Genomic DNA, 22,588 nt, shown 5'->3' on the forward strand with positions numbered 1-22,588 from the left:
GCCTAGACGTCCAGCGCCGGGTTCCGGTCGAAGAAGCCGGCCGGCTTGAGCCAAAACGCGACAGTGTCCACCGGCATGACCGGCCACTCCTCCGGCCGCGGGATGTGGTGGATGCCGAAGACGTACCAAAGGACGACGTCGGTGTTTTCCACGGACCGCCCCTGCCGCACCCATTCGGGCATTCCCAGCCCGCCCGTGCCCTGGTTCACGAACTCGCCGGCCGGCCAGCGTTCCGCGGCGTCGTTGGGCGTCACCCATACCGTATGCCCAATGACCTCCGCACGCTGGAAAACCGGGGATGCCGGGTCGAAGAACGACGGGAAAGCTGCGCCGGGCACCAGTTTGTACGACACGGGGGTCCCGAGCCCGTTGACGGAGTTGTCGTTCGTCACCGTCCAGGCCCGCTGGGTCTCCCAGGAATAGTCGTCGTGCCCCTCGGTCGTGATGGGGGTCTTGTTCTGATGCAGGGCGAGCCCGTACGGATTGTCCGGACCCATCGGGACCATTGCGGTTTCCGAACGGTACACCGTGTTGGCGGTGCCATCGATGTCCAGGTCCAGCCGGGCCACGAGGAAGTGCTGGTGGAAGGGTGCGTAGGTCCGGTTGTCCACCAGCGTTCCGCTCGGATGCTGCTGGCCCTCGCCGAAATGGCTGACCACCATGATGCCGGTGGCCCTCACCTCGCACTCAATGTTCCCGTCCTGGTAGAAGCGCCAGTACACTAGGTATTCGTAGTTGGCCACGGTGACATGGAAAGAAATCACCAGTCGACGTATACGGCGCACTTCCACGCCGCCGTCGTGGTCGATGTGCTTCCACAAAACCGCCCCATCCTCTTCGTGGATGCAGATGGCGTTCCTGATGGTGTAGGGCTCCCCCGCGGAATTGTGCATGACAGCATCCAAATACCGGATTTCCCCGAGGCAGTCACAGCCCAGTTCCAGCGACGTCGTCATGAATCCCAGTCCCCATTCGCCGACGTCGAACGCGGTGCGCCGGTAGTGGTCATCGCTGGGATCCCGATAGGGAACGGCCATTTCGGCGAAGGACAGGCGGTTCGCGATCGGCCGTTCGCGGCCGCCGTCGCGATAGCTGACCCGGTGGATGGTCAGCCCTTCGCGGTAGTTGAACCCGATGCGCATGGACCAGTTCTGCCAGCTGATCCTGTTGCCGTCCACCTGAAAGGAAACGCCTTCGGGCTGCACAATGTCCAGCGGCCTGAGCGGTTCGCGGGTGCTTGCGTCGCGGAGCCGGTCCGGGATCAGTGCCGGGACATATTCGCCCATGATCTCGGGACGGTCCACCGCAAATGTGTCCTCGATGTCCAGCAGTTCCATGGAAGCCAGGTCAATCACGCAGTGGAACCCGTTGACCGGCCCCGCATAGGGGTTGGCGCCCGCACGGGCACGGACCCACGTATCGGACCAGCCGATCCGGCGCCCCTGGTGTTTTTCCGGGATCATTGACAGGCCATAGGTCCACACGTCCATGAAGACCAGGGACAGATCGGTGATGCCGCGCTGGGCAAGCGCAGCGATCACCGACGGGTGGCTGCGCAGCGCTGCGTCAGCTTCTTCCCACTCGTCGACGGTCATGTTCGCCTGTACGCCAGGGATATGGGTGAAGGAGACGACAAGCCCGTGGGTCAGCGATAGCCGCGCCTGGTAGGTCTTGTTGGAGGACCGTTCGAAGCAGTTCACGCCGACGATCCGTTCCGGAGCCGGCGCGTCGGCATCGGCTTCGAAGGCGGCGACCGCAGCCTTTTCCGGTTCGATCAGCTCGATTGCGGCCAGCCGCCACGCCGGAAACGTGACGTCCTGTGCGCTGGCGAGCAAGGACGCAGCGGCCCGGAACTCGTCCTCGCTCAGCGGATCCAGCGGATGAGACCGGGCGGACCTTGTCACGGCGCTCTCCTCTGCGAGATCACGTTCACTGCCTGCTACGGCTTATCTTCCTCGGCGGCCTCGGTGAAGAGGGCCCCCTGGGCGGCTCCCGAGCCCGACCTCCCGCCGCCCGCTCCGCGCAGGATGAATGCGATACCGACGGCGGCCGCCGCGCCCACCAGCGGCCCGGCGACATACACCCAGTAGTCGCTGAAATTTCCGCTGGCGAGATCCGGCCCGAACGTTCGTGCCGGATTCATCGACGTGCCGGAGATGGGGCTGCCCCACAGGCCCGCCAAGGCAATGTACGCGCCGACCCCGAACGCCCCAAACAGCCCGACGTTCTGGGCCCCGGAGGCGGTTCCCAGGATGACGCTGACCAGCACCATCGTCAGCAGTGCCTCCATCAGGAACGCGGCGCCGGCCGTATAACCCGCCGCCGGATAGTTTGAACCGTAGGTGGCGGAGACGCCGATCACGCCCTGCAGCAGCAGACAGGCGAGCGTCGCTCCGATGAGCTGAACGACGATGTAGCCCGGCACCCGGCGCCACGGGAAGTCACCGCGGAGCGCGAACGCAATGCTGACCGCAGGGTTCAGATGCGCGCCGGAGATCTTGCCCATGAACAAGATGATGCCCATGACCATCAGGCCCGGAGCCACCACTGCCGCCGTGCGGCTGATGACACCGGGGAACGCCTGGCCCATCATGCCGCCGCCGGCCGCGACGACCACGAGCAGGAACGTGCCGTACAACTCAGAGAACAGGCGCCGCCATTCCTGGCGCGGATCATTAAAATCCTCAATCCGCTGCAGGACGCTTTGCTCGACTGTTCCCAGCACGTTGGGGATGACGTGGTGATGCGCGTGGTCCTGGCCAGCGCCGTCTTTGTCCTGATTTGCCGCCATGGCTGTCCGCCTCCGCAGGTTCTGGCCATGTGGTCTGCCGTGCCCAGCCTCGGTCTGCCACCTCAGAAGGCCAATGTACCGCTGACGGCCACGGTTGTCAGCGCTGCCCGGGTGGCTGGCCGCCGGCTGGTGGCTGGCTTGGGGACAGCGTGGCAATTTCGTAAGGACATCCGCGGGACAAAGTCCTAGCATTCAGCCATGAGGCAAGAAACCTGGCAAAAGTATTCCGAGTGGCCCCTCGTCGGTGCGGCTTTTGTTTTTCTGGCGGCCTACTCCATCCTCGTGATTGCCGAACCGCCGCAGCCCTACGCCGACCTTCTCGGAATCGTCGTGGGGTCAACGTGGGTGGCCTTCGGCGTCGACTACATTGTGAAGTTGCTCCTGGCGCCCCAACGGGGCCGGTGGTTCGTCCGCCACCCCTTGGACCTGCTCATGGTGGTGCTCCCGGTTGCGCGGCCACTGCGGCTCCTGCGTCCGTTCACCTTGCGCCGGGTCATGGAACGGGCCCCGGGCACCGCCATCAGGACCCGTGTCCTGGCCTACGTCATTGTCTCCGCGGTCCTCCTGCTCTACACGGTCGCCCTGAGCGTCTTCAATTTCGAAAAGGGCGCACCGAACGCGAATATCACCTCGATGGGCGACTCGTTGTGGTGGGCAATTGTCACCATCACAACGATCGGCTACGGCGACTACTACCCCGTAACCGTTCCGGGCCGCTGGGCTGCGGCCACGCTGATGGTCGGGGGGTTTGCAGTCCTGAGCATGGTCACGGCGGTGGTGTCCTCCTGGCTCGTTGAAAGTGTGACCGCGGCAACCAATCTGCGGAAGCGGTCGGATGAAGATATCGGCAGCGAGGAACGTGCCCGCCTCGTGGCCCAGATCAGCAGGCTCCATGACCAGCTGGCCCAGGGACCGGGCGAATCCGGCAGTACTCCGGCCCTCGGAGGGGCACCCAAGGAACCGCGCCAGGGGCATTGACGCTGCCTCCGCTGCGCTTGGACTTTCCTGACGCCATGGCCGCAGCCCGCCGGAGCGGGTACAACTGACTCATGACCAACCCTGCCTTGGTGCTCGGCCCTATGGTGCGGTACGTGGATGAGACGTCGGCGAGTGTCTGGGTGGAGACCCAAACCGCTGCCCGGGTTTCCATCCGTGCCGGCGGCCGGGACTGGGACGCCCGCACATTCGCAGTTCACGGCCACCACTACGCGCTGGTGGAATTGGACGGGCTGGAGCCCGGCACGGTCACGCCGTACGCCCTCGATATCAACGGAACACAGGTCTGGCCCGACCCCTCATCCGGGTTTCCGCCGTCCATGATCGCCACACTGTCCACCGGCAAGCCGCTGCGGATGGCCTACGGCTCCTGCAGGACCAGCGTCCCGCACGATGCATCCGGCAACCGGACCCACGGCGTCGACTCACTGCGCGCCTACGCGCTGAAGATGGCCTCCGGAGGAGACCTTCCATGGCCGGATCTGCTGGCCTTCCTCGGAGACCAGGTGTACGCCGACCTGACCAGCGAACAGATGCAGGAGTTCATCCGCGGCCGGCGCAACATCAAGGAACCCCCCGGCGAAGAGCTCAAGGACTACGAGGAGTACGCCCACCTGTACTTTCTGGCCTGGTCAGACCCCGCGAACCGGTGGCTGCTGTCCACCCTGCCCAGCGCCATGATCTTCGATGACCACGACATCAGGGACGACTGGAATACCTCGCTGAGCTGGAAGAAGAAGATGGAGGCGACCTCGTGGTGGCATGGGCGGATCGTCGCGGGACTGGCCTCGTACTGGGTCTACCAGCATCTGGGGAATCTGTCACCACAAGAACGGGCGGAGGATGCCGTTTGGCAGCGGATTATCGGGCACACCGGCGGGGATGAGCTCGATGTGGGCGCCGAGCTGGACAGCTTCGCGGAGCGGGCTGATCGGGACCCGAAATCCTACCGGTGGAGCTACTGCCGCGACTTCGGCGACAGCCGGCTGATCGTGGTTGACTCCCGCGCGGCCCGGGACCTGACGCCGGACGACCGGGCGCTGGTTGACGCCGTGGAAATGGCCTGGCTGGACGACCGGATGCAAGGCGGGTTCCGCCACCTGCTCGTGGCGACGTCACTGCCTTTCCTGTTGCCGATGGGACTGCACTACGTCGAGTCGTGGAATGAGGCCGTCTCTGAAGGTGCGTGGGGGAACCGTGCCGCCAGGGCCGGCGAGAAGCTGCGCCAGGCGCTGGACCTGGAGCACTGGGGCGCATTCCAGAACAGCTTCCGGGAACTGGCGGCCATGGCCACCGAAGTAGCCGACGGCAAGCGCGGCCCGGCACCGGAAACAATTACCTTCCTCTCCGGGGACGTCCACTACTCCTACGTTGCGGAGGTGGAGCGTGCCTCGGGCAGCCGGATCCTGCAGGCCGTCTGCTCCCCCATCCGCAACCCGTTGCCCCGCCTGATGAGATCCTTCGCGGCCATCATGTCCTACGGCCTGGCCACCCCGGTGGGCGCCTTGGTCGCGCGCTCGGCCAAGGTGCCGGACCCGCCGTTCCACTGGTCCGGCATCCGGGGGCCCTGGTTCCAAAACAACGTGGCCTATCTGGAGGTGGTACCGGAAGGCCTGAAATTGTGGTGGCAGACCGGGGTGGTGGACGACGGCGACCACCTGCATCCGAGGCTGGAACGCGTCGCTACCGTCACGGTGTCTCCGCGGAACGCGCCGGACCCCGTCCGGGGACAGCAGCAGCGAAACGCCTGACGTGAGCTTCGTGTGATCCCGGCGCCGGAGCAGGCGTTCTACCGAAGGTCGCGGTCAGCGGCTGCCACGTTCTCGATGGCGACCGTTTCGATGATTCTGGTCGATGGCTCACCGACCAGCGCCGGCGCCGTCACACCCGTTTTCCACGTATCGTTCTGCAGCCGGCCCAGGAAGTCCACCGCCGCCGCCTGCGTATCGAAGTCCATCTCCAGCATCACGTAATCCTGCTGGTCAAGCGGGCGCGAGATCCGGAAGGACCGCACGCCCGACGCGGCGCGGCCCAGCGGATCGCTGTCGAAAGCCCTCCGCCACATGTCAAAATCCCGGACCTGGTGTTCGATCTGCAGGGTTATCACTGGGGCGCTCCTGTCGACGGTTCTACACGCCCACTGTAGGCCCGGAAGGCCCCGCCAAGTAAGGAGCGAGGCCGAAGTGTTATTCCGGCTGGCGTCTTACGCCGGCTGGGTTCCGGTGTTGGTGCTGGTCGGGGCGTTGGACTGATCGGCCTGGTGGCGTTGCCGGCGGCTCGCCATCAGGAACGGCACCGCGATCAACTCGATCACGCCGCCGATCGCCAGCGACGCCGCGTAGCCGTAAACATCTGCCGCCCGGCCGAGCAGCGGCTGTACCACCACGCCACCGCTTGAGCCCATGAGTGAATCGAAGCTGAGCACTGTGGCGCGCTGCTTCGAGGCGATCATGTCGTTCAGGTACGCCTGGCGCACCGGGATGCCCGCCGATGACACCACTGCCCAGAGGGCCAACAGCACCAGAGCCACCCAGAACACGTGGGTGAACCCGAGCACCACCAGGATCAGCATGTCCACGACGCTGCTCAGGATCAACACGGTGGTGCGCCGGCGGACAAGTCGCCGGACGCGGGGAGCCATCCAGCCACCGAGCACCTGCGCCCCGGCCACGATGGCCGCCGCCAGGCCCGCGACGGAATACGCGTGGGGGTCCCCATAGAGCTCGAGCAGGTACGGCTGCAGGGCGTAAAACACATAGATCCCGACGCCGAAGGTGAACGGCGCGGCCAGCATCACGTAACGTACGGGCGGATTCTTCAAGCCGTTCTCGATCGAGGCGGCAAGTACAGCCCGGGTCGCCTGGAGGGGATGGGTCGAACGTTCGGGGGTGAACCCGACGTCGCGCATGAGCCCAAAGGCCACCGCGAACATGGCCAGCAGCACGCCCACGCGCATCAGGAACGGCACGCCCAGATTGGTGGCCTGCGCAATCACGCCGCCCGCAACAGAGCCGGCCAGCATCGCGACTCCGGCGACCATCTGTCCCCGCCCGAGCACCGCTTCCATTCCGCCCTCGAACCCCGAGAAGCGCAGTGCATCAACGAGCCAGGCCTCCACCGCTCCGGAGAAGAAGGTGAAGCCGAGTCCGAGCAGGACCGACACTACCGCCCACCACCAGAACGGGGCGGAGAACTGCCAGAGCAGGTAGTAGAAGTAAGTCGAGACGGCGAGGGTCACGGTTCCGAGCAGGAACGAGACGCGCCGGCCCCAACCGTCGGCAACCACCCCGGTGGGCACCTCGAACAGCACCATGCCGGCCGTGAAGAAAGCATTCGCGGCAAACGCCTCGAAGTTGCTGAGTCCGGCGTCGAGGAGGAAGAGGGTGTTGATCCCCCAGATGAACGAGGCCGCAAGGGTATTGCCCAGCGTCAACGTCAGATAGATGCGCTGAATCTTTCGGGCGGCGGCGTTCATCGCGTCGCCGTCCCCGCCGGGGCGAGGGGGGAGCACGAGCCCATTCTCGTCCCCGCTGCCGGCGCGCGCCAGTGCCCGTCAGGGCAGGGCAGGACGCGACCGGTCAAGCCGAAGATGACCGGCCGGCTCAGCTGCCCTGGTTGGTGTAGAACGACCGCCGGCGGGCGTACTCATGGACCCGGTCCAGGGTGGCGATCTGGTCGCGTGCCGTGGCGGCCAGTCCGTCAAACCTGGAACCGTCCAGTCCCAGTCCCAGTTCCCCGGAGAGGTCCTGCAGCGTCTGCCACAGCCCCAGCTTTCCCATCACTGCTGAGCGCATGACCTCAGACTCCAGCACCAGCGTCAGCGGTGAGCGGCGTACCACCCGCCCGTTGAGCTTGAGCCGGCCGGCTCGCTCCGCGACCCACGCCGCCGCCTGCCGGGGAGTTCGCCGTGGCAGGCCCAAATCCCCCACCAGTCCGTTCAGGTACTCCCGTTCCTCCCGGATCTGGGTGGCGAGCGCTTCAAGTTCGGAGCGGAAGGGGGTGTCCGTGAAGTCGCGCGCCATGCGCTCGATGCGGCCCCGCCCCGCTGTGGCGCCCGCGAGGTGGTCCGAGAGGTAGAGCCCAAACAGTTTGTTATCGATTTTGCCGGATATCTGCGGTGCCATGAAAGCTCCACTCTGGTCGAAGGGTTGCTTCGGGAACACCATCCTGCCGGAGCGCAAGCGGGCCCGAAGCACTATCGGGGCGCGGAGTCGTCGCGCGCCGGCCGCACTGACCCGGCGTCGGGGTCCATCGCCACCAGTCCGGAGTCGTCCGTCACCTCCGTCATCTCCTGCGCGACGTCAGGCTTAAGCCAGGACGCCACCACGCTGACCCCGCCTCCGTCGTCGCGGTCGATCACGACGTCGATCTCGGAGGCGGCCGCCCCCATGCGCGAGAGCTGCTCGCGATAAGACGCGACCAGCATCTCCAGGCTTTCCTCGGTCCACTCCCCCGGCCGCATCCTCGTTGAAATTTCGACCGGTTCAGGCTGATACAGCGACATGAAAGTCCTTCCCTTGGGTTCGATCAGGGGTGAGCACGACCCCATTCTCGCCCCCAGCGCCGGTGTGCGCCAGAGCACGGCCCGGCCGCCATGGCTCCGGGACGTTCCGGAGCGAACGCACCGGTGGCAGACTTTTGTCCACCGGAGCAGTACCGATAAGGAGGATCCCGGTGTCCGAGATGGTTGAGGCCCTTTTGCACGACGGCACGGCAATACCCGTCCGGGTGAACGGTGACGGCCGGGCGCTGCTCATCCCTGCCGACGTGAGGCCGCGGTCCGGGCCGGAAGCCCAGACGATGCGGGAGTGGGGCGCGGACCCGGATCTCGGGCCCAATCTGGTGTCGGGCCTCTCGCACTCCTATCGGGTAATCGCGGCCGACTACGAGGGGCACCGGATGGCGCACCCTGCGCCCGATACCCTCACCCCGGAGAACGTCGCCGCCGACTTCCTGGCTATCGCTGATGCGGCCAGCGCGGAGACCTTCGGATACTACGGCTATTCGTGGCTGGGCCTGTGCGGCTTGCAGTTGGCCATCCGCACAAACCGGCTCTGGGCGCTCGTCATGGGCGGATTCCCGCCGCGCGAGGGCCCGTACAAGAGCATGTTGGCGGTGACGCGGGCGGCCCACTCGGCGGCGGCCAGGGCCCCGGAACAATCGCCGGAGGCGAACCTCCCGGTCGAACCGGGCGACTGGGATGCCGCCACGATACAGACCAACGAAGCACAAACCCGCCAGTTCGTCACGCTGTACGAAGCGCTCCAGGACTTCGACGATTCAACTATTGGCGTGGCGCCGGATCTGCCCCGGCTGGCGTTCGCCGGCTCCGCCGATCACATCGTGTACGGACCCCGCTGGGGAGACGTGACGGTACGGATCGGCGAACCGCTTGCCGCCCACGAGCATGAGCTCATCGAGGCCGGGTGGGATGTGCAAGTACTCCCCGCTCTCGATCACCTGGGCGCGATGCACAGCGACGTCGTCGTTCCTCTCCTGCAGGCCTGGCTGGGAAAAGTGGACCGGCAGCAATAGGAGCACCTCCCCGGGACCGCCGCAGCGCCGGTTCCTATGTGCTGAGGCGGAAGACGTCGGCCTTGATCGCGTGGCGTCCGGTCTTGCGCTTGCCCGACGGCGTCCCATACAACACCAGCGCCGACCGGCCGTCGTCGAGAACGGTGATCCCCTCGGCATGGTCCTCGTCCTCACCGAACGGCGCGTCAAATTCGCAATGCAGATTGTCCTTCGGCAGGACGGCCTCGGCCTGCGACGTCAGCGCGCCCCGCCAGCGAAACACGGCCGCGCGCCCGTCGAGTTCCATGGTGGGTCCGGCCAGGACGAGCAGGTCCTGTCCGTGACGGCACAGATCCCGCACGCCCAAACCATGCAGGCGAAGGAAGTGCTTGCGGTAGCGACGATTCCCGGGTCCGATCGGCTGCGGTTCCAGGCCGGGCCCGTCCCCAACCTGGAGCTCGATGATCATCGCCCACCCACGCAGCACCGGCCCGCGCAGACCGATGAAGACCCGGTCGCCCGCTACGGCGAGGCCCTCGCAGTCAATGCCGTTGTCCTTGCCCGGGATCGGACGACCGGTCGTGGAGGACTGGATGAAGCTTCCAACATGTGGGTCATCGGCCAGCAGGTCCACCAGGTCCATGCCCCGGCCGAGGCCCAGCACGGCGGGGCGCTGCTGCTGATCCGTCCGCCCGCCGCCCGGATCGAGGAGGGTCTTGGTCGAAAGCCGGGCCAACACCCGACGGCGCTCGCTGACCTCCACCGTCGCCAGGGATGTCTGCGCTTCTGCGGGCGTGGCGTTGTTCTTGACCTGTTTGCGGGCCGAGCTGTGCGATCCGAGCAGCCACAGCGTGTCATTCTCGACATCGAGTCCCTCGATGTCCATCTCACCCCTGTCCCCGGGGAGCTCAAGGATGTGGGTGAGATCGAAGCTGCGGTGGGTGCGGGCCTGGCCGCCGGATTCCAGGGTGAGCCGTTCGAGGCTGGTCGTCTCGTCATTGGCGACCCAAAGGTGGGAACCCTGCCGGGCGACCGCAGACAACCCGTCGCGCAGGTCAGCCTTCGGATCCAGGGTGCTGCGCTGGTCGAGGACGAGGCTGATTTCGCCGGAGGGCTCGTCCGGCCGCGGCCATCCGCTCACTGCGGCACACCCATCCTCGTCAGCGGTGATCGGCAGCTCATTCCTGCGCTCTCCGTTCGCGCAGCCAAGGGATCAGGCCACCCGCCAGGAGCATGTCCACCTGACGGCTGGAGAGACTGTGCCGCACAGGGTAGACCTCGCCGCGGGTCTGGTTCTCCACGAGGATCTCCTTGCCTGTCAGGAGGGCGTCGTGTATCCCTGTCAGCGCGAGCACATCGCCCTGTTCGATGCGGTCGTGATCGGCCGCATTTGTGAACTCGACGGCGAAGACGCCGAAATTGGCCAGGTTCTGCCAGTGGATCCGCGCGAACGAGACGGCCACCACTGCGCGCAGCCCGAGGAAGCGCGGGGTGATAGCTGCGTGTTCCCGTGAGGATCCCTGGCCGTAGTTCGTGCCGCCGACCAGGATGTGCCCGGTCGAGTCGCGGGTTTGGGCGGCGCGGGCGGCGTAGGTGGGGTCGAGCTGGTCGAAGGTGAATTCGGCGAGTTTGGGGATGTTGCTGCGGTAGGGCAGAACGCGGGCTCCGGCTGGAAGAATCTCGTCCGTCGAGACATCGTTGCCCACCACCAAGGCCACTGGTGCCTCGATGCTGTCGGCGAGTGGGCCGAAGACGGGAAGCGAGGAGATGTTTTCGCCCTTGACCAGCGCCACTTTGCCGGCCTCCTCCGGCGCCAACGGCTCCTCCAGCATTGCCACGTTCACGCTCGACACCGCGGGAAGTTCGATCTCGGGGTACTCAAGGTCGAAGAGCTCCGTCAGGTCCCGCGGGTCGGTGATGATTCCGGTGAGCGCAGCGGCTGCGGCCGTCTCCGGTGAGCACAGATAGACCGAGTCCTCCTTCGTGCCCGAACGGCCGGGAAAGTTGCGGGGCATCGTACGCAGGCTGTTGCTTCCGTTCGCGGGGGCCTGTCCCATCCCGATGCAGCCCATGCATCCGGTCTGATGCAGCCGTGCTCCGGCGCTTATCAGATCAAACGTGGCCCCCAACCTGGTGAGGTCCTGCAGGATTTGCCGGGAACTCGGGTTGACGTCGAAAGACAGTCCCGGGTGGCACTGCCGCCCCTTCGTGATGGCGGCGACAATTGCGAAGTCGCGCAGGCCCGGGTTCGCTGAGGACCCAATCACGACCTGCGCCACCGGCCTGCCAGTGACCTCCCGCACCGGAACGACGTTGCCGGGCGAGCTGGGCAGGGCGATGAGCGGCTCGATCGTGGCCAGGTCGATCTCGTCGGTTACGTCGTAAGTGGCCCCGGAATCGGCGAGGAGTTCGGTGAAGTCGCCCTCGCGCTGTTCGGACCGCAGGAAGGCCCGGACCTGTTCGTCGGCCGGGAAGACCGTGCTCGTCGCACCGAGTTCGGCGCCCATATTGGCAATCACGTGCCGGTCCATCGCGCTCAGCGTGGCGAGGCCGGGACCGTAGTACTCGATGATCCGGTCCTTGCCGCCCTTCACGCCGTGCCGGCGAAGCATTTCGAGAATGACGTCCTTGGCGCTGGTCCACGGTGGCAGCTTGCCGGTAAGCCGCACGCCCCAGATCTCCGGCATCTTCAGGTAGAGCGGCTCGCCCGCGATGGCTAGGGCTACCTCGGTGCCGCCGACCCCGATTGCCAGCATCCCCAGCGACCCAGCGGCCGGGGTATGACTGTCGGAACCGACCATGGTCGTGCCCGGACGGCCAAACCGCTGCATGTGGGTCGGATGCGACACCCCGTTTCCGGCCTTCGAGAACCACAGACCAAACCGGCGGCAGGCCGAGCGGAGAAAATCATGGTCCTCAGCGTTCCTGCTGTCGGCCTGCAACAAGTTGTGGTCCACGTACTGCACGGACACTTCAGTTTGTGCCCGGTCGAGCCCGATGGCCTCCAGTTCCAGCATGACCAGCGTCCCCGTCGCGTCCTGGGTGAGGGTCTGATCGATACGCAGGCCAATCTCTCGGCCGGGAATCATCTCCCCGGCCACCAGATGGGATGCGATGAGCTTTTGGGCCACGTTGTAGGCCACGGTGGGTTCCTTACTCGATGGCGAGGCCGGATGCCTCCGCCGTCAACCAACCGGGCACCGGGCGCTCCCCTTTATCCCCAAATTAGCCCAGTCCGGGCGCCGGGAACAGTGGGGATTTGGCGCTCATCGTGGCGCTGCCGGAACCGGGACGCTCCTGGTGTTCAACGAGCTGAGTAAGGCCAGCGCCGCGGCCAAACCCGCACTCAGCACGACGGCCCCCAGCCACATCGACACCGGCCATTGAATCGATGACGCCAGGGCGATGCCAACCAGTTGGCCGGTCCAGATGAGTGCCGCCAGCACGGCGGTGACCGCCGGCAACCGGCGCCTGAGCCACGGGCCCGGCCGTCGGGCAAGCAGCAGATCCGCCGCTGCCGAGATTATCGTGGCTCCGGCAGCACCGGCGACCGCGACCGGGCGCAGCCCCGACATGGCCAGCGGCAGCCACGCCACCACGGCGACCAGGATGGTGGCAATGCCGAAAGGCGGCCTTCGGGCCCCGGAGAAGGTGTAGAGGAAGGGGGCGATAATCAGCGCTGTGGTCACCAAATAGCTGGCCAGTCCGAGGGCCGGGGGAAGCTCCGCCTGGGTGTGCCCGGGGCTCCCGATCGGCGTCTGTAGATATGGGACGGCCGGCGGGGTCCGGACGAACGCCGAGCAGTAAATGAGGAAGAAGGCTCCCAGGCCGGTCATCAGGGCGAGAGACAACAATGCAGCCGGCGTCCGTGTGAAAACCTCTGCGCCGCCGGCGGCCCGTGCGCTGCGGATACCGGTGCCGAGGATGAGGAAGAGGCTGAACCCCAGCAGCAAGTGGGTGGGGCTCACCAGCGCATCGAGGGAGACTTCGATGCCCAGGATCTCGTGCCAGGCCAGGTCCAGGACGCCCGCGACGGCGAACAGGACCAGTCCGATGACCGTGCCCGTGTAGCCGGCCGGCACCGACCGGGTCAATGGCCGCCCGGGCTGGCGCTGCCTCCAAATCACGCTTGCCGTCCACGCGGCCATGGCCACGAGGCCCGAATAGAGTGCCGCGTGCCAGGGGGTGAAGAAGGTTTCAAGCCCGGGAACGTGCAGGTGGGCCCAGCCGTCGAGGAACACAGCCAGGAGGAGCCAGATGCCCAGCAGTTGCGTCACCAGGTCGTTCCGCGCCCCGGCCCGAAGCGTCTGCGCTGCCGTGTCAACCATCGTCACTCTCCTCGCCCCCGCCGTGGCGTCACCCTCGCCGTGCCCTCCCGGGAAGCCCGGACGGCCACACTTGGCCCGCGTCGAATGGTTAAAGCTTGGACCTCCCCGTGTTTGACCGCCAGGGCTGCATTTCCATTCGAAGACGGCGGTCAGCGTCCCCTACATGGGCGCGGGCATGTAAAGCCCGGGCAGCAGCTCCGGGTGTGCCGGGACGAAGAACGCGAAAACGATCAGCGAGACACCAGTTATCCGGCTGAAGACGGGCCCGTATTTCCATGTCTTCTCCAGGAAGATGACTACTGTGAGCACGGCCATCCACGCCAGGTTCATCACGCCGACGGCAATCAGCACCACCATGAGCCCCCAACAGCAGCCGACGCAGTAGACGCCGTGGTACATGCCGACCCGGACGTCCCGCAAGCGGCCCTTGTATCCGGAGACGTGCAACAGGAAGGCTATGGGCGACCGGCAGTGCCTGAGGCAGAAATCCTTCAGCGGGGTCAGCTGGTAGGCTCCGGCCGCCACGAGGACTCCGGCACCCACCCAGGGTGCGATGTCTGCCGCGTTCTCAGCCAGCAGCGCTGACAGGGCCGCGGCCGCGTAGGCCACGACGCCGAATCCGATCCATGTCAGAAGGTAGCCGCCTACCAGGGCCGTTGTCCGGAGGGCCCTGACCCGGCTGCTGCGCACGGCGCGGATGGATCTGAGATACGTCGAAGTCAGGGGCGCCAGCGCCGGCAGCATCATGGCTGCCATCATCAGCGTCCACACCGCCAGGAAACCCCCGAGCCGCAATCCCATCGTTCCCGGGCCCGTGGACATGTCGGAAAGGCCTAAGAAAGTCAGATACCAGGCCAGCGCGGCGCACCCGATCAGCGCCAGCTCTCCGGCATGGTGGCCAGCTGTCAGGCGGCTCCTGCCCGGCACCTAAGCGGACCAGGCGAAGGGGGCCGAGAATGAGTTCTTCCCGGCGTTATCCCAGGTCATCCCGAACACGTCGACGCGGGCGGTGCTGGATGTGCCGGCTGCCAGAGTGTCGGCCGGGAATCCGACCCCGCTGATTTTCACTCCCCGCCCTGTGGAATCAAATGGATTCATGAAGTCCTCGACCACCATGTCGACGGCACTGCCTATTCGCACCTGGTGGACTCGCCCGTCGTCGGCGTAGGCCATGTCCAGGGACTCCATGCCCGCCATTTCACCGATCAAGGGGGCGAGGCCCTCCATCGGTCCGCCGAGCTGGCCGCCGAAGACTGCACCGAGTGCCTCGGCTTGCTCAGCTGAGGCGGCGGCGTCCATCAGAACACCGACTTTCCAGCCCCCGTCGCTCATCAGGGCGGGGGTGTCGGCCACGACGCAGACTGTCAGACCGCCGACGTCGACACCGTTCACTTCGCCGGTTTCCACGTGGAAGGCCAAAGCCACGTTGCAACGGTCATTGTCCGCCGGTGCGGTCTGCCCTGTTGCCGTACACGGGCAGACCATGTCGCAGTTGCAGTTCTCAAAATAGGTACCTTCGAGATGCCACGGCATTTAGGGCTCCTTTCGAAGAGGCCCCCCAAAAATAAAGTCTCCTCGCGGCCCTGAGCAGTGTCAACGCCATGCGGACACCCATGCCCAGTGCGGCTTTTACGTCTGCCCGGCGGTGTAATACCGCCGCTAGCTGGCCGGCGTCACGACGTCCTCCAGCATTGACCTGTCGAAGAATCGGACCTCACCCGTTGCCTGGAAGAACACCGGGACGACCGACGTGCTCGGATCCTTCGAGGTTTCGTAGATCTCGGGCGCGCCCCCGTGTTTGCGCGCGATGGTTCCAACCAGGTCAGTGCCGCGAACCCGGACGGTTCGATATTTGTAGCTCATTTGGACCCCTTCGTCTGCCGACCCCTTCGTCTGCCAAGGCAAACCCTACTCCTGATAGGCGCTCCGGGACCGGATCCGGGCGTCGCTGACCGCAAGGCACTGAATGCTTGCCGGTTGGCGGACGACGGCGCCCCGCACCAGAGGTGCAGGGCGCCGTCGTAGGTTCCCGGCTGCTGCCGGGCGCTTCCGCCTAGATGATCGCTGCCCGCAACTCCTTGGCAGCAAGCGCGGGATCGTCAGCGCTGTAGATGGACCCACCGACGACGGCGACGTCCGCTCCGGCGCGCTGCACGGCGTTGATGGTGGAGAGGTTCACTCCGCCGGCCACGGAGAACGGAACGCGGGCCTTCTGACCTGCGCTGAGCAGGACTTCCAGGTTGTAGCCCGGCTTGGCCTGTTCATCGAGGCCGGCGTGGAACTCGACGAACTTGGCCCCCAAGGCACGGACTTCCTTGGCGCGGGTCACTTTGTCCGCAACGCCGATCAGGTCAACAACCACACCCTTGTTGTGGGCCTTCGCCGCCTTGACCGCCCCGGCGATCGTGGAATCGTCGGCGCTGCCGAGGACGGAGACCAGGTCCGCGCCGGCGCTGAAGGCGATCCCGGCTTCGAGCTCGCCCGCGTCCATGGTCTTCATGTCCGCGAACACGATTTTGTCCGGGTGGGCGGTCTTGACGGCGGTCACGGCTGACAGGCCGGCGTTCTTCACCAGCGGCGTGCCAAGTTCGATGATGTCCACGTATTCGGCAACCTTGCCGGCCAGCTCGAGGGCGGCGTCGACGGTCAGGACATCCATGGCGACTTGCAGTTTCATGCGGGGTCTCATTTCGGGGTGGGTCAGGGATGGGGGGCGGTTTGGTTGGTGCGGCTGCTCTATTCGAGGTTCGCGTGTCGCTGCCAGAGGTCCTCAGCCGCCGCCGCGTCCTCGTCCCAGAGGCTTTGGAACACCGCTTCGGTGGTGGCGAACAGCACTTGTTCGAAGAGACTGCCCGAATACTGCCGGGACACGGCCGAGCCGTGGTCCGTCTTTTGGGCAGCCGGGATGAGGACGACGGCGGCAGCAACAGCCGCGAGCGGGGAGCCGGCGTTGGTGGTGTAGGCAGCGACCCGCGCATCCAGGCCGGCCGCGGTTTCCGCCGCCTTCACGACGCCGGCGGTGGTCCCGGAACCGGAGGCTGCGAGCAACAGGTCGCCGGCGCGGATGGCCGGCGCCGTCGTCTCCCCGACGACGTGCACGGTCAGCCCCAGGTGCATGAGCCGCATGGCCGCCATTTTCAGGACAAGGCCGCTGCGTCCGGCGCCGGTCACGAAGATCCTGTCGGCCAGCCTGAGCTCGGTCACCAGGGCCGCAACCTGCGCCGGGTCAACGCGCTGGAACACGTCGGTGAGTTCGTCCTTGACAAGGCCGCGGTTGCGCCTGAAAGCGCTGGACGTCTTGGCCAGGGCGGCCGGGCCGGTCTCTGCGTTGACGCTCATTTGCGGGGTTCCTCCTTCACGAAAGTCGTTACACATTCATCCTCCCCCACCCGTTGAGTGGGCCTAACGCCATGATCGAACGGTCTTTACTACCCAAAGGGATAGTAGGATTCCCGAAACGTCGTAAACTGGGCAGGTGGCAGTCCTCACCGATGCATCCAACACCGACTCTCTTCCGCGGCCCGACCTACCTCGGCTTGTCGACGAGGCGCAGCCCCTGCTCGAGGCCGTCGCCGCCGTGTCCACCGCGCCGCTGGCCGCCATTGCCCGGCGGCTGTGGGAAGCCACACTCCCCTACCTGGGCAGTACCGCGCTGGTCATCTTCACTGAGGACTGCACGGGCCGGCCGCAGAAGAAGGCCGGCGACGAATCGGTCATCAGCCGCGTATCCATCGCCGAACTCGACCACATCCGGGCGTCACTTTCCAACGGCGGACGCTCCGGCGGCGAGGATGCCGGCCCTGAATCCTGGCAGGGCGAAGCGGTGCTTGGTGGCGAGCCGCACCCGGTCCTGGCCCTGTCTTCACCGAGCAATGCCCTGCTCGTGGTCGCCGATCCGCAGCCCCTGCAGGACCCCACCCAGCACGCGGCGGCAGGGCGGTTGCTCCGCTACCTCTGGATGCTGGCAGCCGAGCGGATCCGGGAGAAGGTGGCCGATGCACCGCCGTCGTACCTCATTGAATCCCGCGCGGCCTCGGCCGAGCGCGTCAGGGTGACCGCCGAACTGGTGGACCGCCATTCCACCACCCTCGAAACCCTGCTCGCCGCATTGCGGTCGCCCGCGCTGGGCGACGACGCGGCACGGAAGTCCGCCACCGACGTCGCCGCCAAGGCCCTGGTCAGTCTCCGCACGCTCAACGACCGCACCACGGAACTGGTCGAGGAACCCGTCGCCACAGCCTTCCAACGCCTCCGCGAGGACCTGAAACCGCTCATGACCTTCAGCGGCATCGACGTCCAGTTCATCGAACCTCCCGTCACCGGCCGGGCATTGCCCGGCGAAGTGGCCCACGCGGCCCGGGCGATTGTCCGGGGGCTGGTGCTTGCCATGGTGGACCAGTCCGGCGTCCGCCGGATCCGTACGCAGTGGGACTGCGACGGAGAGAACCTCCTGGTCAACGTCCGCGACGACGGTCCCGGCGACCTGTCCGCCGCGGCACCGACCATGGCCCGCCTCGCCCAACGCGTAGAAGCACTTGACGGCAGAATGTCGGTGGATGTGATGCCCGGCTGGGGTGCCGACGTCGCCGTCTCACTCCCCCTCGATCCGCCGGCCCGCCACCTGGCGGACGTCTCCGGCTGGAAGCTTGGCGAGCGCGAACTCCAGGTGCTGCAGCTGCTTGCCGCCGGACAGCGGAACCGGGCCATCGCGGCGGAACTGCACATCAGCGAGAACACCGTGAAGTTCCATCTCCGGAACATCTACCGGAAGGTTGGCGCCACCTCACGCACCGAAGCCATCGCGATGGCCCACAGCAACGGACTGCGATAGACCCGGACCGGGGATCTGGAGGACTCCACGAAATGGACCTGCGTCAATCCACTTAACCCAATGTCGGCCCCATCACACCTCACGGCATAGGATCGAAACTGTGGAACTAACCGAGAGGACGCTACTGGCGGCCTTGTGGCGGGCAAGCAGGCCGCAGAAACTACTTGAGAGTATGGATCATGGCTTCCAAAAATGACCCCGAGTCCGACGTCGATGCGGAGTCGGGCCAGCACGGCGGTGTCCAGTCAGTGGACCGGGCGCTCATGGTCCTGGAAATCCTGGCGCGGGACGGCCACGCGGGCGTGAGCGAAATCGCCGACGAGATGGGCATCCACAAGTCCACAGTCTCCCGGCTGCTGGGTTCGCTGGTGAGCCGGGAAATGGTCCACCAGAACAGTGAGCGCGGAAAGTACCAGCTGGGCTTCGGCATCCTGAGGCTGGCCAGCTCCATCCCCGGGCGGCTCAGCCTGGTCCGCGAGGCCCGGCCCGTACTCGAAAGCCTGGCAGAGGAGTTCAAGGAGACGGTGAACCTGGCCGTCCTGCGCTCCAACTACGCCGTCAACGTGGACCAGGCCATGGGCCCGTCAACGCTGGCCACCTACGACTGGGTGGGCAGCCTGACACCGCTCCACGCGACCTCCAGCGGAAAAGTGCTGCTGGCTGCACTGTCCGCCGACGAGCGGGACCGCGTCCTGAAGGAGACCGGGCTTCCGGCCCGGACGCCGCGGACCATCACCAACAGGAACAAGCTCGAAAGCCAGCTGATCGACGTCGCCCGTGACGGCTACGGCGTTGTCCGGGAGGAGTTCGAAATCGGGCTCAATTCGATGTCCGTGCCGGTGTACAACCATGTGGGAGCCGTGATCGGTGCGGTCAGCATTTCCGGGCCGGCCTTCCGTTTTGATCCGGAGACGGCGCCGGGACTCCTCGATGCGCTGAAACAGGCGGGGCTGCAGATCAGCGCGAAGATGGGCTACACCGGGCGTTAACAGCGGAGGACCCGCCGAAACCAACGGTTCCGGCGGGTCCTCCATCGGAAGCAGGCCTCAATGGCCGGGGGTAACGTCCCCGACCTTTTCCTGGACCCAGTCATGGAAGGCGCCGATGTGGTGTTCGCTCGGCACCAGCACGCCGCCCTTGGCGTAGACCTTCGAGCCCATGGCCGGCTGGCACCGTTCGCAGGCGTCGAAGTCCTGCTGGTTGACGCGGTGGAACAGCTCCACGGACGCGCTGACGTCCTTGCCGCTCTCCACGACGCTGGGCACGTAAAGCCAGTCGCACTCCACGATCGTGTGGTCCGCGGCCATGGGGAACATGCGGTGGATGATCACGTGGTCCGGGACCAGGTTCACGAACACTGTGGGCTTGATGGTGATGGCGTAGTACCTGCGGTCCTGGTCCTCCCCCACCCCCGGAATCAGGTCCAGCCCTTCCGAGCCGTCGATGGTGAAACCCTTGACGTCCTCGCCAAACTCGGCGCCGTGGCCCACGAAGTACTGCGCAGCCAGGCCGTCGGCGAATTCCGGCAGGACCTCGGTCAGCTCCGGGTGGATGGTGGCGCAGTGGTAGCACTCCATGAAGTTCTCGATAATGAGCTTCCAGTTCGCCTTCACGTCATAGCGGATGCGGCGGCCCAGGCTGAGGTTGGCCACGTCGTAGCCTTCGATCGCCTTGAGGTCGCCGAGCCGTTCCTCGATGGCACCCATTACTTCTTCTTCGAACGACGGCGGCTCGTCAGCCAGGCACACCCAGACGTAGCCCAGGTATTCGCGGATATGGACCTTCACCAGGCCGTACTCGTCCCGGTCGATGTCCGGCATTTTGGTCAGGTTGGGCGCCGCGATGAGTTTTCCCTCAAAGTCATAGGTCCAGGCGTGGTAAGGGCACTGGAACGAGCGTGCGGCTTCGCCCTGCTCTTCCATGCACAGCTTGACGCCCCGGTGCCGGCAGATGTTGTAGAAGGCACGGATTCCGCCCTTGCGGGTGCGGCTGATCAGCACGCTTTCCCGCCCGACCTGGACCGTCCGCCATGCGCCGGCCTTGTCCAGGTCGGCGGAGCGGACGGCGCAGAACCACATCTGCTCAAAGATCCGCTCCTGCTCGGCCCGGAATACGGCCTCATCCACGTAGGTGTAACCGGGCAGGGTGGGGATCAGGCTCGGGGCGCTTACCTCAAGAGACAATTTGTCCTCCTAACGAACAAAGATCAACGAAGCTGGAACTTGAAGGGACGGGATATTTGGGGACACGTTTCAGGCACGGTTGTCAGGACACGGCGGCTGCGCCCACCAGTGCGGAGGCGTCCGCGCAGGCAGCCTGCCCGCTGGGTGGGCCCAGCGGCCGGGCGGGTGCAGCGAGCAGGCGCCGCCACTTGGTGAACAGCCGCGGCTGGTTCATCCCGAGGACCGCCACCGGGACGTCCTCGCGGTAGTACACGGCAAGACAGCTGTGCGTCAGGGCGTCGCCGACTTCGATCTCCAGCCGGTCGTAGCCGGCGCAGTGGCCTGCGAACTGCAGCTTGACGCCGTGCTGGTCGGACCAGAAATAGTGCGGTTTGGCCGGCCTCGGCGCGGCATCAGAGTCCAGCAGCACCTCTACGGCCAGTGCGGCACGCTCCAGGGCGCCGGTCCAGTGCTCCACCCGGCGGTGCGTGCCCGCTGCATGGTCGAACCAGGCGGCGCAGTCCCCCACGGCGGTGATGCCGGGGACCCCGGTGCGGCCCATGCCGTCGCACAGGACGCCGCCGCGAAGCTCCAGCCCGGAACCCTCCAGCCACTCCGTGTTTGGCTCGGCTCCAATGCCGACCACCACGACGTCGGCGCCCACGTAGCGTCCGCCGGCCAGCCGGAGTCCCGTGACGTTGCCTTCGCCGCTGTAGAAGTCCTCGATTACGGCGGAGGAAATGAGTTCCACGCCGTTGGCGGCGTGAAGCCCCGCCACCACGCCTCCCATCTCCGCACCGAGCTGGGCGGCGAACGGGACCGGCTTGGTGTCGATCATGGTGACTTCCATGCCTCGCGATGCGGCAGCCGAGGCAACCTCCGCGCCGATGAAACCGGCACCTATCACGGCCATCCTGCTCCCGGGCACCAGCTCGGGCGCCAGGCTCTGCGCGTCCGCGAGGGTGCGCAGGGTGAAAACGTTGCTTAGTCCAGCCAGGATGGGCAGCTGCCTGGCCCTCGCGCCGGTGGCAATGACAACGCCGTCCGCCTGCACGGTGCGGCCGTTGTTAAGGAGGATGGTCCGCGAGGAACCTTCCAGGGACACGGCCTCGGTGCCCAGCACCCATTCAGCCTGGAGCTCGTCGGCGTCGGCCTCCAGGAACAAGTCCTCCGCCGTGACACTACCGAGCAGGAAGTCCTTGGACAGCGGCGGCCGGTCATACGGACGGTGCGGCTCATCGCCAATGATGACCAACCGTCCGCCGAAGCCTTGGGCGCGGGCTGCCCGGGCGGCCGAAAGACCTGCCAGGGAAGCTCCCACAATCGCAAGTGTCTGCACTTCGGCGCCTCCTTTCAATTGCTTGTGACGCAACAACAATCGCTATATGCAACAGCGTGAGCTATGCCATGGGCACTGTCAAGGGTGTTCCTGCTGAGAAGACGCGGGTCCGCAATAGACAGGAAAAGTCTTGACAAGCATTGTGAGCTATCGCACTCTGTTGCTTATTGCGATTGCTGTTGTTCACTACGGAACTCCACCAGTAGCAGTTGCACAGCCAAGGATCCCGACCGAAGAAGAGGTCCCTCCATGCACAAGGCATGCCCGCTCAGCGAACTGGCACCCGGGGAAGCGCTCCGCCTGAACACGTCACCGCCCATCGCGGTGTTCCACACGGAAGACGGCGAGCTTTTTGCCCTCGACGACACGTGCACGCACCAGGACGCCTCCCTGGCCGACGGCTGGGTGGAGGACTGCTGGGTTGAATGCCCGCTGCACGCCTCCAGGTTCAATTTGCGCACGGGCGGCGTGGACGCCCCGCCGGCCAAGCTGCCAGTCCGCCGACACGAGGTCAGCGTGATTGACGGCGACATCATGATCACCGAATCCGACGAGGTTCCCAACCTCCCTCCAGGCCTGACAGTGGATGGCCACATCTAGCACCAGCCCATGAATCCGAGCAAAGGA

At 66.0% G+C, this 22,588-nt stretch carries 22 protein-coding genes; 6 read left to right on the plus strand and 16 right to left on the minus strand.

Features of this window, described 5'->3' with window-relative positions; translation table 11 throughout:
• Positions 1-2: 2 nt before the first annotated feature.
• Positions 3-1,904: a primary-amine oxidase gene (locus tag B5X90_RS01875; protein WP_079549802.1), complete on the minus strand. Its 1,902-nt coding sequence runs from the start codon at positions 1,902-1,904 to the stop codon at positions 3-5.
• Between the two features lie 35 nt (positions 1,905-1,939).
• Positions 1,940-2,791: an MIP/aquaporin family protein gene (locus B5X90_RS01880; RefSeq protein ID WP_079549803.1), complete on the minus strand. Its 852-nt coding sequence runs from the start codon at positions 2,789-2,791 to the stop codon at positions 1,940-1,942.
• Positions 2,792-2,989: 198 nt separating this feature from the next.
• Between B5X90_RS01880 and B5X90_RS01885 the strand changes: the two genes are divergently transcribed.
• Both B5X90_RS01885 and B5X90_RS01890 read left to right on the plus strand, forming a co-directional pair.
• Entirely contained in the window at positions 2,990-3,769 is a 780-nt protein-coding gene (locus B5X90_RS01885) for an ion transporter (RefSeq protein WP_079549804.1), read from the plus strand.
• Positions 3,770-3,840: 71 nt separating this feature from the next.
• Positions 3,841-5,538: an alkaline phosphatase D family protein gene (locus B5X90_RS01890; RefSeq protein ID WP_079549805.1), complete on the plus strand. Its 1,698-nt coding sequence runs from the start codon at positions 3,841-3,843 to the stop codon at positions 5,536-5,538.
• A 38-nt stretch (positions 5,539-5,576) separates the two neighbouring features.
• Here B5X90_RS01890 and B5X90_RS01895 read toward each other — a convergent pair whose 3' ends face one another.
• The 4 genes from B5X90_RS01895 to B5X90_RS01910 form a co-directional block, all read right to left on the minus strand.
• The gene (locus B5X90_RS01895; protein ID WP_079549806.1) at positions 5,577-5,894 is read right to left on the minus strand and encodes a hypothetical protein; all 318 of its coding nucleotides are present in this window, start codon (positions 5,892-5,894) and stop codon (positions 5,577-5,579) included.
• Between the two features lie 96 nt (positions 5,895-5,990).
• Positions 5,991-7,262, minus strand: coding sequence for an MFS transporter (locus tag B5X90_RS01900; RefSeq protein ID WP_179129025.1), 1,272 nt, complete (start codon positions 7,260-7,262; stop codon positions 5,991-5,993).
• 127 nt (positions 7,263-7,389) lie between these two features.
• A complete protein-coding gene (locus B5X90_RS01905; RefSeq protein WP_079549808.1) occupies positions 7,390-7,911 on the minus strand; it encodes a hypothetical protein in 522 nt (173 codons plus the stop codon).
• Between the two features lie 71 nt (positions 7,912-7,982).
• On the minus strand, positions 7,983-8,291 hold the full coding sequence (locus tag B5X90_RS01910; protein ID WP_256860005.1) for a hypothetical protein: 309 nt from the start codon (positions 8,289-8,291) through the stop codon (positions 7,983-7,985).
• A 179-nt stretch (positions 8,292-8,470) separates the two neighbouring features.
• Between B5X90_RS01910 and B5X90_RS01915 the strand changes: the two genes are divergently transcribed.
• Entirely contained in the window at positions 8,471-9,322 is an 852-nt protein-coding gene (locus B5X90_RS01915) for an alpha/beta fold hydrolase (protein WP_079549993.1), read from the plus strand.
• Positions 9,323-9,356: 34 nt separating this feature from the next.
• Here B5X90_RS01915 and B5X90_RS01920 read toward each other — a convergent pair whose 3' ends face one another.
• The 8 genes from B5X90_RS01920 to hxlB all read right to left on the minus strand — a co-directional run bounded on the left by B5X90_RS01920 (position 9,357) and on the right by hxlB (position 16,968).
• Positions 9,357-10,442 carry a DUF3616 domain-containing protein gene (locus tag B5X90_RS01920; protein ID WP_179129008.1) on the minus strand — a complete coding sequence of 362 codons (1,086 nt, stop codon included), beginning with the start codon at positions 10,440-10,442 and terminating at the stop codon, positions 9,357-9,359.
• 37 nt (positions 10,443-10,479) lie between these two features.
• Positions 10,480-12,444 carry an aconitate hydratase gene (locus B5X90_RS01925; RefSeq protein WP_079549810.1) on the minus strand — a complete coding sequence of 655 codons (1,965 nt, stop codon included), beginning with the start codon at positions 12,442-12,444 and terminating at the stop codon, positions 10,480-10,482.
• Between the two features lie 123 nt (positions 12,445-12,567).
• On the minus strand, positions 12,568-13,629 hold the full coding sequence (locus B5X90_RS01930) for a hypothetical protein (protein WP_256860006.1): 1,062 nt from the start codon (positions 13,627-13,629) through the stop codon (positions 12,568-12,570).
• Between the two features lie 159 nt (positions 13,630-13,788).
• Positions 13,789-14,451 (minus strand): DUF2182 domain-containing protein, encoded by a 663-nt coding sequence (locus B5X90_RS01935; protein WP_256860007.1) that lies wholly within the window; start codon positions 14,449-14,451, stop codon positions 13,789-13,791.
• 105 nt (positions 14,452-14,556) lie between these two features.
• On the minus strand, positions 14,557-15,162 hold the full coding sequence (locus B5X90_RS01940) for a DUF1326 domain-containing protein (RefSeq protein WP_079549812.1): 606 nt from the start codon (positions 15,160-15,162) through the stop codon (positions 14,557-14,559).
• Between the two features lie 126 nt (positions 15,163-15,288).
• Positions 15,289-15,492, minus strand: a complete 204-nt coding sequence (locus B5X90_RS01945) for a hypothetical protein (RefSeq protein WP_043435465.1) — start codon at positions 15,490-15,492, stop codon at positions 15,289-15,291.
• 190 nt (positions 15,493-15,682) lie between these two features.
• The gene (hxlA, locus tag B5X90_RS01950) at positions 15,683-16,306 is read right to left on the minus strand and encodes a 3-hexulose-6-phosphate synthase (RefSeq protein ID WP_079549813.1); all 624 of its coding nucleotides are present in this window, start codon (positions 16,304-16,306) and stop codon (positions 15,683-15,685) included.
• A gap of 59 nt (positions 16,307-16,365) precedes the next feature.
• Complete coding sequence (gene hxlB / locus B5X90_RS01955; RefSeq protein ID WP_079549814.1) at positions 16,366-16,968, minus strand: 6-phospho-3-hexuloisomerase; 603 nt, start codon at positions 16,966-16,968, stop codon at positions 16,366-16,368.
• Between the two features lie 136 nt (positions 16,969-17,104).
• Here hxlB and B5X90_RS01960 point away from each other — a divergent pair, with 136 nt between their 5' ends.
• Together B5X90_RS01960 and B5X90_RS01965 are read left to right on the plus strand one after the other, a co-directional pair.
• Positions 17,105-18,460 (plus strand): helix-turn-helix transcriptional regulator, encoded by a 1,356-nt coding sequence (locus tag B5X90_RS01960; protein WP_079549815.1) that lies wholly within the window; start codon positions 17,105-17,107, stop codon positions 18,458-18,460.
• A gap of 179 nt (positions 18,461-18,639) precedes the next feature.
• Positions 18,640-19,449 (plus strand): IclR family transcriptional regulator, encoded by an 810-nt coding sequence (locus B5X90_RS01965; RefSeq protein ID WP_079549816.1) that lies wholly within the window; start codon positions 18,640-18,642, stop codon positions 19,447-19,449.
• Positions 19,450-19,506: 57 nt separating this feature from the next.
• Here the strand turns inward: B5X90_RS01965 and B5X90_RS01970 are convergent, their stop codons facing one another.
• Both B5X90_RS01970 and B5X90_RS01975 read right to left on the minus strand, forming a co-directional pair.
• Positions 19,507-20,643: an aromatic ring-hydroxylating oxygenase subunit alpha gene (locus tag B5X90_RS01970; RefSeq protein WP_079549817.1), complete on the minus strand. Its 1,137-nt coding sequence runs from the start codon at positions 20,641-20,643 to the stop codon at positions 19,507-19,509.
• An 82-nt stretch (positions 20,644-20,725) separates the two neighbouring features.
• Positions 20,726-21,961 (minus strand): NAD(P)/FAD-dependent oxidoreductase, encoded by a 1,236-nt coding sequence (locus B5X90_RS01975; protein ID WP_079549818.1) that lies wholly within the window; start codon positions 21,959-21,961, stop codon positions 20,726-20,728.
• Positions 21,962-22,210: 249 nt separating this feature from the next.
• Between B5X90_RS01975 and B5X90_RS01980 the strand changes: the two genes are divergently transcribed.
• Positions 22,211-22,561, plus strand: a complete 351-nt coding sequence (locus B5X90_RS01980; protein WP_018772696.1) for a bifunctional 3-phenylpropionate/cinnamic acid dioxygenase ferredoxin subunit — start codon at positions 22,211-22,213, stop codon at positions 22,559-22,561.
• Positions 22,562-22,588: the final 27 nt, after the last annotated feature.

The sequence above is a fragment of the Arthrobacter sp. 49Tsu3.1M3 genome, assembly GCF_900168135.1.
GTDB lineage: Bacteria > Actinomycetota > Actinomycetes > Actinomycetales > Micrococcaceae > Arthrobacter.